The sequence below is a fragment of the Acinetobacter sp. 797_lipA genome, from assembly GCF_058243025.1.
The window spans coordinates 3,093,309-3,109,195 of the sequence record NZ_JBZAYQ010000001.1 but is presented as its reverse complement, the minus strand read 5'-3'; the positions used below and the strand labels follow the sequence as shown (position 1 = coordinate 3,109,195).

The window sequence follows — 15,887 nt, the reverse complement described above, 5'->3', positions numbered from 1 at the left end:
TTTAAGGCTCCACCATCGGTTGTAGGCTTTCAGCATCGGGATTCACTTCAGCCTGCTGTTGCTGTTGCTGTTGCATTTGGCGTTTTTTGTATTCGGAAATATGTTCGCCTTCCAGTGTTTCTTCTGAAATTAAATATGGAATCAAATGTGCATTCGGATCTACTCGCTCGCCACCATATTTGGTTTCAGGTAAATTTTCACTGTCGAAAGGTTGTACGCTAATGGTTTGTCCATGCTCATCAGTTTTGAGCAAAGTCTGTTCATAGAGCGCATTATTTTGGATTTGCTCAGCCGTTTGGTAAGTGTACTTTTGAATCGGACCTGCAAACACCATATAAGCCATTAAACCTACCAACAAGAGATAAATGGTTTTGTCATTGCGCTTCGGTGCTTGTTCAGGCAAAGCTTGGTAAGCGGCATAAGCTGCTTCATCAGGATTATCTTCAGGTTTGGTTGCGCGCCAAAAAATCACGAAACCCACACGTGTAAACGCGATTATACTCAATAAACTCACCACTAAAACGGTCACAATAATCAGCAATTGATACGGTGAGTGTGCGGTGGCTTGAAGAATAAACACTTTGCCTAAGAAACCACTAAAGGGTGGTAAACCTGCCATCATCAAGGCAATGGTGAAATAGGTTAACGCCACCACTTTATGTTGTTTCATTTGCGGTGCAATTTTAAAGTGGTCTTTAAACTCACCACGTTGAGAGGTAATCCAACCACTTAAAATATAGAAAGCTGCCGCAATAATGGTACTGTGCACCAAATAATACAGTGCCGCTGCCCATGCCAAGGTATTGAACAGGGAAATGGCGATTAAAATCGTGCCCACAGAAGACAAAATCATAAAGCCAATGAAACGACGTAAGCGTTCCGCACCCATTGCACCAATCACACCATAGACTGAGGTAATTAAGCCAATCGGTAATAGAATGTATTGCAGGATTTCACGGCTAATTGCATCGTCAAATACGGTGCCATTAACACGTAAAATGGCATAAATACCGACTTTGGTCATGATGGTGAACAGGGCCGCCACAGGAGTGGTTGCGACCGCATAGGTTTTTGGTAGCCAAAAGCCGACAGGTAGCATAGCTGCCTTAATGCCAAAGACTGTAAACAACAACAGCCCACCAGCAACAGCAATACGATGTTGATCGCCTTCCAATAGAGGCATCAAACGTGCAACATCCGCCATATTGAGGCTGCCGACGCTGCCGTAAATCATACCAAGGCCAATCAGAAACAGAGCTGATGCCAACAGGTTAATGGTGACATAGTGAATGCCGAGTTGAAAACGCGCTTTGCCTTGACCATGCAGTAACAGGACATAGGAAGCCATCAACAAAATTTCAAAGAATACGAACAGGTTAAATAAGTCGCCTGTCAGGAAGGCACCGGTTAGCCCCATCAGTAGGAAATGGCACATGGCATGGAAATAACGGCCACGTTCATCCCATTCTTTGCTGGCAAACCACATCACTGGAACAGCTAAGCCGTAGGTTAAAACCAGCATCAGGGCAGACAGTTGATCGAGGACCAAAACAATACCAAATGGTGCTGCCCATTCACCAAGGTTATAAACACTGATTTGCCCTGAGCTGGCAAAGATCAGATAGTTGACCGCTGTAAATAAGCCCAACAGACCAGAGGTATAACTGATGCCTCGACGCCAAGGTTGTCGCCAGTCTTGTGCTAAAGAGCCTGATCCCGGATTACCCAGTAATACCAAAATAAAGGCAGTAATGGCAGGAATTAAAATACTAAAAATTGGGGTGTGTTCGGTCCAAAATTGGATGAAGTCATTCATTATGGCTCATCCTCACGTGGGTCAATTTGTGGTATTTCTTCTTTAGAGTCAACGTGGTCGGTTCCTGTTTCATAACGACTGCGTAAAGCCAGTTGTACAATAAATGCTGTGGTGGCAAAGCCAATCACAATCGCGGTTAACACCAAGGCTTGTGGCAAAGGGTCAGTGGCTTTGCTGGCTTCAGTGAGTACCGCGGGCGCATTAAGTTGAAGTCGTCCCATGGCAAATAAAAATAAATTGACGGCATAACCAATCATGGCCAAGCCAAGTACGACAGGGAAGGTACGGGCACGTAAAATCAGATAGATACCTGTGGCAGTCAACAGACCAATAGCGGAGGCAAGTAACAGTTCTAAACTAATCATATTAATCCCCCTTTGGTACTGGACCAGACATACTAGAGTGACGCGAGTCCCCGAGTACGGAAATAAGCAACATGGTCGCACCCACAACCGTGATATAGACCCCGACATCGAACAGTGCAGCTGTCGCTAGGTGCATTTCGCCTAAGATCGGTGGCGACACATAAAAGTGTGCACTGGTGAGGAATGGACGTCCCCAGAACCATGCGCCTAAGCCTGTTAATCCTGCAATGACCAGACCGGTTCCAATCCAGATTTCATACAAGCGACCTGACTTGGCTTTGAGCAGCTGTTCTGCATGATCTTGACCGAGTGCCATGTACTGAATAATCAAGGCCAAAGCGGTAATTAAACCCGCGATAAACCCGCCTCCAGGCAGATTGTGTCCACGCAGGAAGATATACAGACTGACCACCAAGGCAATCGGTAAAATCCAAGAGGCACTAATGCGAAGCATTAACGGAGAGGGGTTGAAACGGTAACTGAGACCTTGGGTTATAGTCGTGCCGTGAGTACGCATACCATCCATTAAGCACAGTGCACCAATGCCTGCGATACCAAGGACTGTAATTTCACCAAAGGTATCGAAACCACGGAAGTCGACCAAAATCACGTTGACTACGTTGGTTCCGCCGCCTAATGGAATCGACTGCTGCATGAAGAACCATGAAATGGAGTTGTGATCACGGGTCAAGATGAGCCATGTGATCCATGCAATGCCGAGCCCGCCGCCAATCGCAATGAGGGCATCTCGCCAACGACGTGAGACACTCGACTCATAGGGAGTGAGTTGCGGTAAAAGCGATAAACTCATCAATAACAGTACGGTGGTGACTACATCGACTGTGATTTGTGTCAAAGCCAAATCAGGCGCAGAGAAGCAGATAAAAACCATAGTTACGACTAAACCAATCGCACCGCTGATCAATACTGCTTTAATCCGTTCGTGGTGGAACCACAACATCATCCAGCACGAAGAGAATAACAGTAGCCACAGTACGATCGCTAAAGCAGGGGCATGGGTGAGTTCACGGCTACCTGTGGTCAGTCCTTGTCCTAAAAACGGAAGTGCGACTATGGCAATACTGAAGATCACAATCCAAAGAATATAGCTTTGTAATTTACCGTTTTCAGTCAATCGTTTAAATTTGCGCGAGTTGAGCAGGAGTGACTTAAGGAATAAGTCAAAGGCCACTCGACCTTGTAGACGACCTAAATATGGATCAAGATCAATTTCTCGAATTTTGCCCCCTTTAGCCAGACTGAAATAGAAAATCAGACCGCCGATCAAGGCAATAGCACTCATCAACAATGGCATGTTAAAACCATGCCATAGCGCAAGATGTGTGCCTTCAAAATTCATCACTTGGGTGCTGGCACGTGCTGTACTGTTGACGATGTTTTCAACCAATAGGGCAGGGAATAAGCCGACTAAAATACACAGAAACGCTAGTAAAGTGGCTGGTGCACGCATGCCAAACGGCGGCTCATGTGCATCCTTATTCGGAACTTGTTTGCCTACTGGGCCATCGAAGAAAACCCCATGCACCAAACGCACAGAGTAAGCCACTGCAAAAATCCCCGCCAGTGTCGCGACAATCGCCGAGCAGATGAGCACAGGACCAGACAGATTGCTAAGCAGTTCAGTAAAGAACATTTCTTTAGATAAGAAACCGTTGGTCAAGGGCACGCCAGCCATCGATGCTGCAGTGACCATCGTCAAAGTGGCCGTATAAGGTAACAGTTGCCATAACCCACTAAGCTTGCGTAAATCACGTGTGCCTGACTCATGATCGATAATACCTGCGATCATGAACAGCGCTGCTTTAAAGGTGGCATGGTTAATAATATGGAAAATAGCCGCAGCCACAGCCAATGGTGATCCGATCCCCAAGAGACACATGATCAAGCCGAGATGACTGATGGTTGAATAGGCCAATAAACCTTTCAGGTCTTCTTTAAATATGGCAAAAAACGCAGCCATACACAGGGTAAATAGGCCAATAAAGGTGACCAAATTGTGGAACAGTGCCGCACCCGCAAAAATGGGTAACAGTCGTGCCACCAAGAAAATGCCCGCTTTTACCATGGTTGCTGAGTGCAAATAAGCAGACACGGGGGTCGGAGCTGCCATCGCGTTGGGTAACCAAAAATGGAATGGAAATTGCGCACTTTTGGTAAAAGCACCGAGTAAAATCAGCAGCAACGTAGGAACAAATAAAGCATGACTTTGAATTTGTGCTGTCATCGTCAAGATTTGATCAATCTCGTAGGTACCTGTGATTTGGCCGAGCAAGATGAAACCACCTAGCATGGCTAATCCGCCCATACCCGTAATGGTCAATGCCATTCGTGAGCCACGTTGCGCCGCGTCGTAATTGCTCCAATAACCGACCAACAGAAAAGATGAGATACTGGTCAACTCCCAAAAAACGAGGAGTAAAATTAAATTATTGGAGAGAGAAATCCCGAGCATGGCTGCCATGAACAACATGAGCAGTAGATAGAGTTTATTGAGAGAATTTTTTGGGCCTAAATAAAAATAGGCATAAATATAAATGAGCGTCCCGATGCCACTAATGAGTAAGGCAAAGAGTAGGCCTAATGCGTCTAGACGGAAGCTGAAGTCAATTCCAAGCTGCGGCAACCATGACCACGACTGCGTAATGACAGCGCCATTAAACACCTCTCGTGCTTGGGTCAGTAATAAGCCTAAACTTGTCATACTGACCCCAACAGCTGCGAAGGCGGTTAGCCTGCGTGAGCTCTGCTTCAGTAATGAGACAAGGGTTGTGCCAAGTATTAACGGTAACAATATAATAATCGGTAGCACACTCGTTTCCATTGTCGTGAATAGGTCAAAACCTATTGGTGAATCTCATCTTTCAAGGATTACAGGACTGCAAAGAGCAGCCCAAGAGTCTCAATCTTGAAAGCCAATGTGAAATTTAAAAATAATGAAGTTGTGTTGCGCAACTCATGAAGCGTTATAGCAAAATCCGATTTCAGTTAGAAATTTGCAAGTAAAACCGATCATATAACATGACTAAAACAACATCAATCTTTTTTGCGCTGACGCAAAACATTATACGCGTGATGGTCGTTTCTTGGTGGATGACAGGCACTTTCTCAGTGCAAGAAATGTAAAAAAAGCGACCGTTGGTCGCCTGTTTTTGAGGGTTTAAATGGCTATGTTTATTAAGCAGGCTAAGTTAATGGATTTGCCGATGAAGCATCATCCTCAGCACTGAGTAAAGCAATCAAATGCTGTTGCTGTTCGAGAGAAAGCTGCTGTTGAATCTGTGTGAATAATTCAGCCACACTTAAATCTTGGGGTTCAGCCGCAATCGGTTCGATAGTTCCACTCGTTGCTTCGTGATTGGCAAGGTTTTGGTAAATTACATCGAACTGATGTTGCAGTGGTTCGAGTTGGATAGGACTTAATTGCTTATTTTCCAGTTTGAGGCATTGAAACTCGCTGGCTTGTTCCAGCAACTCACTTCGGTTGCCTGAGGTGATAATTTGTAGTCGAGGAAAAGCCTGATTTAAACGTTTTAAAATGACTTGCGCCATATTTTGATCCAATTGATGATCAATCGCGTCAATCAACAGTACGCCGTCACCTTCTAAACAGGGGAACAGGCTTTCAGGATTGAGTAGGCATAAACGTCGCACAATATCGCCAACGAGCGCCACCCAGTTGCGGATACTATTGGAAAGCTGTTGATAGAGCATGCTGTTGCCATGGTAGCGCACCATCAGTTGTAACTTGGGATGATATTGCAAATAAAGATCTTCTATTTCGGGCAGAACGGTTGCTAACGCTTGCTTAAGCGCTTGTAGGCTGGGCGACTGGATGTGTGCTTGAGCCTGAGCCAGTTTATAGCTTAATGGAATATCGGGTGGCATGCTTTTGGGCTGATGCAATATCGTTTGTAAAAACTGTGCAGTTTGCGCATTCTCAATATCGCTGATTTCACGGAACCACTCAAAGAAGCGTGCAAAGGTGGTATAGGGAATAGCTGAAATTTCATAGGCATGTGCATGTTGGAAAATCAGGGGATTGTTCTTGCTGAGAATATTCATCTCATTGACAAAACGTTCCGCAGGATAATACGCAATCAACGGTAAACCTTGCAGCGGATCTTGTAACGTTGCTTGCTGATATAGATTGACCAGTTGTTCGAGTTCTAATGTTTCAACTCGACTGATGCCAATGTCTTGTTGGTTTAAGGTCTTGTAGAGTTGCCATGTATAGGGTTCGGGCGCAGTATCGGCTGCCGTAGGTTTGAGAGCATACAGCTCAGCGGGCACAGCAACTTGAATATCAATTTTGGACTGAAGGCGGTTCAGCATAATATCGTGATCTAACATCACCACACCTGCAGAGCGTAAATCTTTATAACGGGCCGCAAACCAAGTCAGAGCCTGATAGCTAAAACGTAAGATCGAGGTCTTGCCTGAGGCTTGATCGCCTAAAATTAAAGTGACGGGTTTATCGTGATAAGAAAAATCGACTTTAAGGTCAGCAAAATGCAGGATGTGTTTCAGGTGAATCGATTGAATTTTCATAGAACACCCGCAGCGGTTGTGACTATTTTTACATTCGACTATCCAACAACTTTACCTAATGAGCTTGGCATTTGTTTTTTCAGCTGTTGCATCAGGTCGTAAATGTGATGGATATTTAAACTTACTTTAGCACGTGTACAGGCCACGTAAAGCAGTCTTAACTCTTCATCACTAATTTTATGGTCTTTGTCGTTGACCTTAAACTGATAATCATCTTCGATGTGAACGCGGTTCCACTCTAAGCCTTTGGCTTTGTGTGCGGTGGAAATAATATAATCCGCTTGTTCAATCGGCGTAATCTTCGCGAGGGCTTTTTTGAGTGGATCGGTGCCATGATCATCCACCAATTTTACTAAAGGCTTGATGTCACTGCCATCATTGGTTTCGCAGTATTCATGTACATCGTGCCAAGAATTAAACCAGGCCAGTTCAGGCACATCGGTGACGCGCTTGCCTTGTTTAAGCATTGCGGCGGCATCGACAAAGCGGTTCAGTTTGACATGGTCGGCTTGTAGGCTGACTTTGTCGCCATGGACCAATCCTGAGAGCAACAGTTCCATAGCGCGCGCATTGGTGCGACATAAAATCGCATCGCGCATTTTGGTATGAGGTTTGTTGACCACTTTAGAGTTGAGCAGAGGGTTGCCCATGAGAGGCACGGTTTCATTCAAGGCGCCTAAAATAGCATTGGCATGCAATGCAATCTCTTCACCAAAACGAAACGAGGTGGTAAGGCGTGACTCAGGCAAAGGCAGTTGTTGCATAGCATTGACTGCGCCGCGCCATGCATAAATCTGTTGGTGTGCATCTCCGACATAGATCACTTGTGTATTACGCTGCTTCAGTAAGATGCCCAACATCAGCGGATCGGCATCTTGTGCCTCATCAAACAACACATAGTCACTTGGGATATTCGGTTCAGACAACGCCCACAGTTTTAAATAAATATCATGACCAATCCCAGCCTGATGGTTGGGATCGATGGACTCTAACCAACGTCGTTCAATGGCAGGGTAGAGGTGCTTTTGTAGTGAATCGATATCATCGGGATGTAACCAGCTCGGTGCTTGTAAATGTCGCGGTGCTGGATACTGAGAACTGGTTGAACAGAAGTGACTCACAGCATTCGCCACAAGACTGGCCAAGCGTGATGGCATCAACACATATTTTTCATAACGTCCGCCCATCATCCGTCTTAAGGTGATGGGTTCAAGGCGGTATTCTTTGGCGATAAAACTCGGACTTAAACGAGGCAGACGAAGTTTGTCCGTCACTCCACGTGGAACACTGCGAAAAGCAAGCGAGTGGAAGGTTCGGCAGTCGACATTGCCATGAAACTTCGTTTGCGCTTCACTGGCAATGGCTTTGTTGAACGCTAAATACATGCCTCGTCTTTGCGGCATGGCATCGCTAATCATTTGCAGTGTGGTGGTTTTACCTGTGCCTGCATAAGCAATTACTTTAAACGATTTGCCCAGACGTGCGTTATCAATGGCAATGGCTTGCTCATAAGTCGCGCTCGGTTTGATGATATTCGACACAGGCAATAAACTTAGTGGCTGCGGTTGGCTTTTTCAAGCAAACCAGAAAGCCCTTGACGACGTGCCAATTCATTGAGAACCACTTGAGGGTCTAAGTCGAAATAGCCTAAAACCACAATCGTATGGAACCAAAGATCCGCCACTTCATAGATCAAGTCATTTTTATGGTCTTCGTTGGCTTCGGATTTAAAATCCTTAGCCGCGATAATGGTTTCAACCGCTTCTTCACCGACTTTTTCTAAAATTTTGTTGAGACCTTTGTGATACAGCTTCGCGACATAAGACGAGTCAGGATCCGCTGCTTTACGCTCAGCCATCATTTGACCGAGGTAGGACAAAACTTCAACTTGCTCAGACTGCGCCGTTGAGGCATTCATCGCCAATGTGTGTGGGTTGATTGATTTTTCACCATAAATCGCGCTCGGGTCTTTGAGCTGTGCATCCACAATTTCCCAGCCATTTGGCGTGAGTTTACGGTAGAAGCATGATTCACGCCCTGTGTGACAGGCAATTCCGCCGTGCTGTTCAATTTGCAGCACAATTACATCGGCATCGCAGTCGAGACGAATTTCATGTACGGTTTGAAAATGCCCAGATTCTTCGCCTTTGTGCCATAACTTGTTGCGTGAACGAGAGAAATATACGGCTTGGTTTTTCTCAGCCGTCAAAGCCAAAGCTTCACGGTTCATCCATGCAACCATCAAGACACGTCCCGTTTGGTGATGCTGTGCAATGGCAGGGACTAAACCTTGTTCGTTAAATTTTACTTCATCGAGCCATTGCAAATTGTTCATAAGATTTCACCAAGCGAATAAATATTGAGAGTGTTACGATGTTAACGTAGCGCGCTATAGTCTACGTGATTTAAACAGAATAGAGGAGAAACTTTCTACAGTTATCTCACAGCGGCTTAATTGATATATTTTAGAAATTCAACCATCAGTCACCCATCCAAAGCGGATGACGATGATTGTCATCGCATTTTACACAGAATGATTTTTTTGTTTTGCAATATCCCGATAGTTCATTTGACTGAACATGCCTAATTTTAAACCTGAAATCGTCACCGCCATTTCTTTACGGAAATAGGGAATTCGATACATCCAAGCAAAGCTTAAATCTCGTAAACCACCTGCCCACCATAGGTCAGATTGGTAAAGTGGTGTAAGTAAACGACTTAAAAATTGATAGAACGCCGTCGAACTTTGACGGTGTTGATGATAAGTTTGCCAGAGTTGAACATAATCAAGGGCTGCATTTTTTCTTGCGCTTTGAACCGCTTGTCCCAAAGCCCATGCATCTAAAAGGGCCATATTTGCACCTTGCCCCAGTTGTGGACTCATCGCATGTGCTGCATCACCCATGACACCGATACGACCCTCACCAAACTTAGACAGTACTACATCACGATAATTTGCAGTTAACCATTGTGATTTTTGTTCAGGCTGGGCAATGACTTGTTCTAACCAATCCGCAGCAGGTTTCCAACGCTTAGACACTTGGTTTAACCAGTCTGAGTGAGCTTGTGAGTTGTGTAGGAAGTTATTTAGCTGATGGCTGGGAAGACTCCAAAAAATACTCGACAGTCTTTGCTTGGGTTCATGTGGCACTGTACCTGTCGGTAAGATGCCCATCATCATTTTAGAGCGATCATGAAACTGATGTAAAATTTCTGTATCTAATTCAATACATTCGGGAACAATTGTCCATTTGGCTCCCCAAGGATAAGCTTGATCAACCTTTACCCATTCTTTCGGTCTTAAAAGACTGCGTGCGCCATTAGCAATGATCACCGCATCAAAAGCTTGATCAAATGATTCACCATCTTTTGTACCCAAAACACGCACTTGATAGGATGTTTCTTCTAATTTCTGAATGTCGGTATTCATTTGCCAAGTAATCAGTTCAGGATATTCGCGGCATTTATTTTCTAAAACATGACATAACGTTGCTCGATGAATCCCTACACCATAAAAATCAGGATGTGCTTGTTGATAATGGCTATTGACCAGTAAATTTCCATTTGGTAACTGACCTTTGAGCCCAGTGACTTTTGCACCCAGTCTTAAAACTTCATCTAAAAGGCCTAAATGCTCAAAAACAGCTAAACCAGAGGGCTGTAGTAACAGTCCTGCGCCGACAGGTTCGAGTTCTGAGGCTTTCTCTAAAATACTGACTTGAATATTTTGTCGAGCCAGTAAAATCGCAGTGGCTAATCCTGCGGTTCCAGCACCGATGATGGCGAAGTGGGGCGGGTGATTAGAAATCATAGATCGAATGATTTAACCATTGTCTAAAATGAATGCATAACGAATATCATCAGGTTTTTTTAATTGGTCGATGTTGATTTGAATGAAATCCTCTAAAGAGCTTGAAATCACATTTCGTTCCCAAGATTCATTTTGTAATTCAATAATTTGACCATATTGCCCTTGTTCACTAGGATCAAGATCAATCATTAAATAATCACCATTTCTCCCTTCTGCAAACGGAATTCAGTTGGGATTGGTATAGTCACTTATTTTTGTTCGAACATCATAATTTGGGTAATTCGAGTGATCGAGATTTTCTCCAGTATTGAGTTCAACATTATGTTGCCAATGCTTATAAATATCTTCAAAAGGCAGTAAATCGTAATTCCAGCCCTTCACAAAAAAAGTAAAGATAGCTGTAACCGGATTCCAATACACATTATGAACTTTATAAAAACTGGTTAAAACTTCAGGCATATGCATCTCATTTTGCATGTGGATTTCCTGAATGTCTTGACGCTGTATACCGTGCTTTAAATTATAGTAATTATTGTGTTGGGGAACGATACTATGAATTGCATTGAGCCAATTTGACCATAGGGTTTGAAAATGGGCATATTCTGGAGCTAAGGCTAAGGGTTCTGGTATTTCAGATTTAATATAGGCTGAGAAACTAATCCCATCGATTTGCTGGTTTTTTAAATCGCCATGAAACCATGCATAAACGTCATGTGCAACTAAGGCTTTGTTGCGGTCGCCTTCATAAATAGGAATACGTAACTCAGGATGTTTAAAAAAATAAGAGATTGCTTCATGTTGGCCATAATGGAATTGTCCCTTAAAGGCATGTTTTGGAGCGGCATCATTTTCTCGACGTTTAAATGAAACATCAATTGTATCAATAAGATCATCTTGTTTAGCATAGGCTGTGATACCAAGTTCATCCCAAACATAGATTGTATTGGTTTTGCAGTTTAAAACCCGATGCGTTGTATCCAGTACAGAAATCAATTTTTCTGTTGGAATGGGGAAGTTAAGGGGGTGTTGGTTTAATAAAAAAGTATTTTCATTTAAATTAATTGTTAGCATAGAAAAAATGTAATCTCGATTTTTCTTTATTTGGTCAGATTAAACAAGATTACATTCATGCGCAAATTTTGTTTATAAATCTTGCATGACCTGTGCAAAATGCTGTTTTTCCACCATTTCCAAGAACTCATCGCCTAAGCGCTGACTTTCAGAAATACATTGGTTCCACATTTGAATGCGCTGTTTTTGATCGAGCCCTTTGAGGGTGAAATCTTTACGATCGGGTAGGCGTCCTAAAGGTAAACTCCGTAAATAGTCTTGGGACGGAGACAGGAGTAGCGTGCGGGCTTGATTTTCAGGATTGGCGCGACGTTTAAACAGTTTATCAAACCAACCTGGCGTAATGCTGTCCGTAAAGTGCGGATAAAGCACAATGCCTTGACTTTCAAAAGGCAGATCGATGTGATAGTCAATCAGACCACCATCGCGATAACTGCCTTGCGGCGCATCTGGAATATCACGAATTGCGGCCATCACGCCTGGAATAGAGGCTGAGGCAGTCAACCAAGGCAGAACGTTTGCAGCGGTGAGGCTGTGATAATGAGTGAGGAAATCATCTTCTACTTTAAATTGTTTGCCATTGCTGGGCTGACTAATCACCCGTTGCATAAAGTGGCGGCTATGCTTTCGCGCAACAGCAGTTGTGCCGATGATACCTGCCACAGAAGCCAAGAGCGGGAGAACTTGGTCACTTTGGAAGATGTGTTGAGCCTTAATCGACAGTACCGCGAGGTGGTAATCGGGATGATTGACCAATTCCGCTTCTTTGTCTTGTACCAAGTCAAGCAGCATGCCCCGGCAAATATCACTGACTTCTTGGCGTTGCATTTTTTTATCAAAATAGAGGTTGGTATAGAGTTCACCTAAACGTTCGGTACCTGCTTTTGCACCGTGCGCTAAGATGCTGGCAAAGCGCCAACTGCCAATGGACGAACCAATCAAAGTCCGTCTTTGCGGTGCACGAGCAAAGAATTCACCAAAAATAGCTTGGTCTAAACCTTGAATCCCGATGCCTTTGGGCCCACCTGCGGCACCGGGTACAATATCGACCTGCTCAGCTTGTAAGCCTTCGCTTTGAATGAGTTGACGTGCTAATTTACCTGCACGAATGCTTAAAGCTGGAGGGTGTTTATGCAGGATTTGAGTCATCGTGATCATTCAAAATAGACAATATGTATTGTCATTTTAACTGGTGAGAGAATGAGCGCATTGGCAAAAGTGATCCAAGAATGACTTGGGAGTCACTTCCGACATAAAACTGTCTTGTCCTGAAATAGATTGACAGTATTCCACTTCAAACCGAGTTAAGCAATTAGCTCGGTTTTAGTTTGTTCATACATCTGATTCGGGGTGTTCATATTTAAACTTAAATGTGGTCTATAGTAATTATAAATCATGATAGATTCCGTAATTAAGTGATCTAACTCCTTCATGGTTTGACATCGTGTAGTTAAAAACTCCTGCTTTAATATTCCATTAATCCGCTCTGCTAATGCATTTTGATAACAGTCTCCTCCATCTGTCATGGAAGGACATATCCCATAATGGCGCAATGCCGATTGATATAGCTCAGAGCAATACTGAGAGCCTCTGTCTGAATGATGAATCATCCTAGTCGCTCGATCCGTCACATGCTGCATCGCCATATGTAGAGCCTGCATAACATTCTCCGCACGCATATCATTCGATAACTTATAACCTTTAATCTGACGGGTATAAGCATCTGTCACCAATGATAAATAATGTACGCCTTCAGCACTCTCAACATAAGTAATATCACTAACAAAGACTTCGTTGGCTTGCACTGCTGAATAATCCTTTAATAAATTTGGATGCTTCTTCATCCAATGCTTGCTATCCGTAGTTTTTGTATAGCGACGCTTGGGGTGAATCAATAAATTATTTTCTTTCAATATTTTAAATAACTGATCCCGTCCACACTTTAAACCACGCTGCAACAATTTGCCTTTAATAAGCCAATACAGCTTACGTGTTCCGATACTTGGCATGAGACATGCGATACTCCATAATCAACTCGAGTATTTGTTCGGTTATTTGTGCAGTCATTTGAGCACGTTTTTCTGCTTGATAATAAGCTTGTCGAGTGATTCCTAACCACTGACAATAACGTGAAACGCTTAGTCTTCTTTGGCTTTGCCAATCTTTGAAACGTGCTCGGTATACTTTTTTCCAAGATCAGTCCCACACTCTTTATCAATGTGATAAATCACATCCTGTATAAATTCAGTTTTGAGCTTTTCTGCGGCTAACTGTTTTTCTAATTGGCGGATTCGTTGTTGGGGTGTCAATTGACGTTTAGAAGAAGTCGGCATATTCGAAGTCCAATCTTGTTGTCCGTGCTTGCGTAACCATACCAGCACAGTTGATCTTCCTTGAATACCATATTTTGCCTGAGCTTGTTTATAAGTAATTTGCCCTTTTTCTACTTCATGTACCACCATCATTTTAAAGGCCAAGCTATAATCACGTTGTGTACGTTTAACTCGTTGTTCTCGTGCATGTTCCATAAAATAAGTCTCTTAAGGTGTAAACTTATTTCAGGACGGGACAAACCTAAACATAAAAAAGCCTGAGAGACTCAGGCTTTTAATACAGCAGAAAGCGTCTATTTAAACACGCGCCACACCGCCAGTAAGCTGGTGAGTACAATTAAAATCACTGAAATAAACCAAGGCGAGATAATCGCAATCGACAGCAAAATGGCCATGAGACTGCCAAAAATCCAACTGCGTTTTTGCTGATGCTCCATTTGTAGGCGCATACTTTGCAGTTCATTGAGCTGTTTAGCATGCCAAGCTGATTGGTTTTTGAGACCATTTAAGCTATCGACCAACAGCGTTGGGAAGTCTTGTGCCCCTAAAAGTAAATCTGGAATTTTTTGTCCCAGCTCTTTTAGGTTCTTTTGTAGATTCATTTGCGCTTTGATCCAATCGGTCAGGATTGGCTTTGCCAAACTCCAAATGTCCAGCTCTGGGTAAAGGTCTGTACCTAAACCCTCAACATGCACGAGGGTTTTAAGCAGCAGCATCAGCTGTGGTGGAATTTCTAAATGGAAGCGTCGTGCAATATCCATTACCTGAATCAAAATGCCCGCGAAGTCCAATTCATGCATGGGTTTGGACACCATTGGCCCGACCGTGCGACGCATTTCACGTGCTAGTGCGTCTTGGTCTGTACCCGGTGGAATCCAACCAGCTTGATGCACGATTTGAATCAATTGCATAAAGTCGCTGTTCATGACCGCAAGCAGCATACGTGCCACGGTCATTTGGTCATGCTTCGACAACTCACCCATAATGGCACAGTCCAGCGCAATATAGCGGGGTTGGCTTGGGTTTAGGGTTTCAACGAAGACATTGCCCGGATGCATGTCGGCATGGAAAAAGTTGTCACGGAAGACTTGGGTAAAGAAAATGGTTAAGCCTTTTTCCGCCAGATCTTTACGATCCATTCCCAGCTTTTCGAAGGTTTCAATGTCTGAAATGGGAACGCCGGTAATGCGTTCGGCCACCATCACGTCTTTGCTATCCATATAGACTTCAGGCACATACATCATGCTTGAGCCTGTAAAGTAATGACGCATACGACGGGTATTGTCGGCTTCTAAGGTCAAATCCAGTTCATTTAAAATGACTTGACGATAGTCCTGAATAATTTCAGATAAGTGCAGTGCACGCGCGGCTTCTAGGCGTTTTTCTAGAAAATCACCTAGCCATTCTAAAATTTCAAAGTCTTGTAAAATTTGACTACGAATAGCGGGACGGGTGACTTTCACCACCACTTCGCGACCATCATGTAAAGCGGCCGTATGTACTTGAGCAATCGAGGCTGCTGCCAAGGGTTGTTCGTCGAAGCGAGCAAACAGCGTGTTTACATCGGCTTTCAGTGAGTCTTGAATGCGCATTTTCGCCACATCAGAACCAAACGGTTTGACACGGTCTTGGAGTAAAACCAGTTGCTGTAGTACTTCAGGTGGAATTAGGTCACGACGAGTAGACAGCAACTGTCCCATTTTAATCGCCAGTGGTCCCATTTCCTCTAAAGCTTGTTTGAGCTTCAATGGGTTTTTACGTTCACGACTCGACCATGCCGCAGGGTGCATACGAATTACACCCAGCGCATGACGCACTTTTTCAGGCAATTCTTCCGCAGGAAACAACGTGTCGAGTCTATAGTGCGCGGCAATGCGCCAAAGTTCGAGTAAACGTGAAACGTGCGGAATCATATATGTAAA

11 protein-coding genes and 1 pseudogene are annotated in these 15,887 nt (G+C 43.9%); all 12 read right to left on the bottom strand.

The window, feature by feature from the left end:
- Position 1: 1 nt before the first annotated feature.
- The 12 genes and pseudogenes from AC4CU2_RS15360 to AC4CU2_RS15305 all read right to left on the bottom strand — a co-directional run bounded on the left by AC4CU2_RS15360 (position 2) and on the right by AC4CU2_RS15305 (position 15,878).
- Positions 2-1,816: a monovalent cation/H+ antiporter subunit D gene (locus AC4CU2_RS15360; RefSeq protein ID WP_490769055.1), complete on the bottom strand. Its 1,815-nt coding sequence runs from the start codon at positions 1,814-1,816 to the stop codon at positions 2-4.
- Positions 1,816-2,181: a Na+/H+ antiporter subunit C gene (locus AC4CU2_RS15355; RefSeq protein ID WP_004692695.1), complete on the bottom strand. Its 366-nt coding sequence runs from the start codon at positions 2,179-2,181 to the stop codon at positions 1,816-1,818. The genes AC4CU2_RS15360 and AC4CU2_RS15355 overlap by 1 nt, the downstream gene beginning before the upstream one ends.
- A gap of 1 nt (position 2,182) precedes the next feature.
- On the bottom strand, positions 2,183-5,023 hold the full coding sequence (locus AC4CU2_RS15350; RefSeq protein WP_490769054.1) for a monovalent cation/H+ antiporter subunit A: 2,841 nt from the start codon (positions 5,021-5,023) through the stop codon (positions 2,183-2,185).
- 362 nt (positions 5,024-5,385) lie between these two features.
- Complete coding sequence (locus AC4CU2_RS15345) at positions 5,386-6,750, bottom strand: ATP-binding protein (RefSeq protein WP_490769053.1); 1,365 nt, start codon at positions 6,748-6,750, stop codon at positions 5,386-5,388.
- Between the two features lie 38 nt (positions 6,751-6,788).
- Positions 6,789-8,291, bottom strand: coding sequence for an AAA family ATPase (locus AC4CU2_RS15340; RefSeq protein WP_490769052.1), 1,503 nt, complete (start codon positions 8,289-8,291; stop codon positions 6,789-6,791).
- Between the two features lie 11 nt (positions 8,292-8,302).
- Positions 8,303-9,085, bottom strand: a complete 783-nt coding sequence (gene hisIE / locus AC4CU2_RS15335) for a bifunctional phosphoribosyl-AMP cyclohydrolase/phosphoribosyl-ATP diphosphatase HisIE (RefSeq protein ID WP_279689893.1) — start codon at positions 9,083-9,085, stop codon at positions 8,303-8,305.
- 189 nt (positions 9,086-9,274) lie between these two features.
- A complete protein-coding gene (locus AC4CU2_RS15330; RefSeq protein WP_279689891.1) occupies positions 9,275-10,561 on the bottom strand; it encodes an FAD-dependent oxidoreductase in 1,287 nt (428 codons plus the stop codon).
- A 12-nt stretch (positions 10,562-10,573) separates the two neighbouring features.
- Positions 10,574-10,786: an SMI1/KNR4 family protein gene (locus AC4CU2_RS15325; protein WP_279689945.1), complete on the bottom strand. Its 213-nt coding sequence runs from the start codon at positions 10,784-10,786 to the stop codon at positions 10,574-10,576.
- Positions 10,787-11,632, bottom strand: a complete 846-nt coding sequence (locus tag AC4CU2_RS15320; RefSeq protein ID WP_279689889.1) for a DUF7738 domain-containing protein — start codon at positions 11,630-11,632, stop codon at positions 10,787-10,789.
- A 72-nt stretch (positions 11,633-11,704) separates the two neighbouring features.
- Complete coding sequence (locus AC4CU2_RS15315) at positions 11,705-12,781, bottom strand: patatin-like phospholipase family protein (protein WP_279689887.1); 1,077 nt, start codon at positions 12,779-12,781, stop codon at positions 11,705-11,707.
- 155 nt (positions 12,782-12,936) lie between these two features.
- Positions 12,937-14,160: pseudogene (locus tag AC4CU2_RS15310) on the bottom strand (IS3 family transposase).
- Between the two features lie 98 nt (positions 14,161-14,258).
- Positions 14,259-15,878, bottom strand: coding sequence for an ABC1 kinase family protein (locus AC4CU2_RS15305; protein WP_279689885.1), 1,620 nt, complete (start codon positions 15,876-15,878; stop codon positions 14,259-14,261).
- Positions 15,879-15,887: the final 9 nt, after the last annotated feature.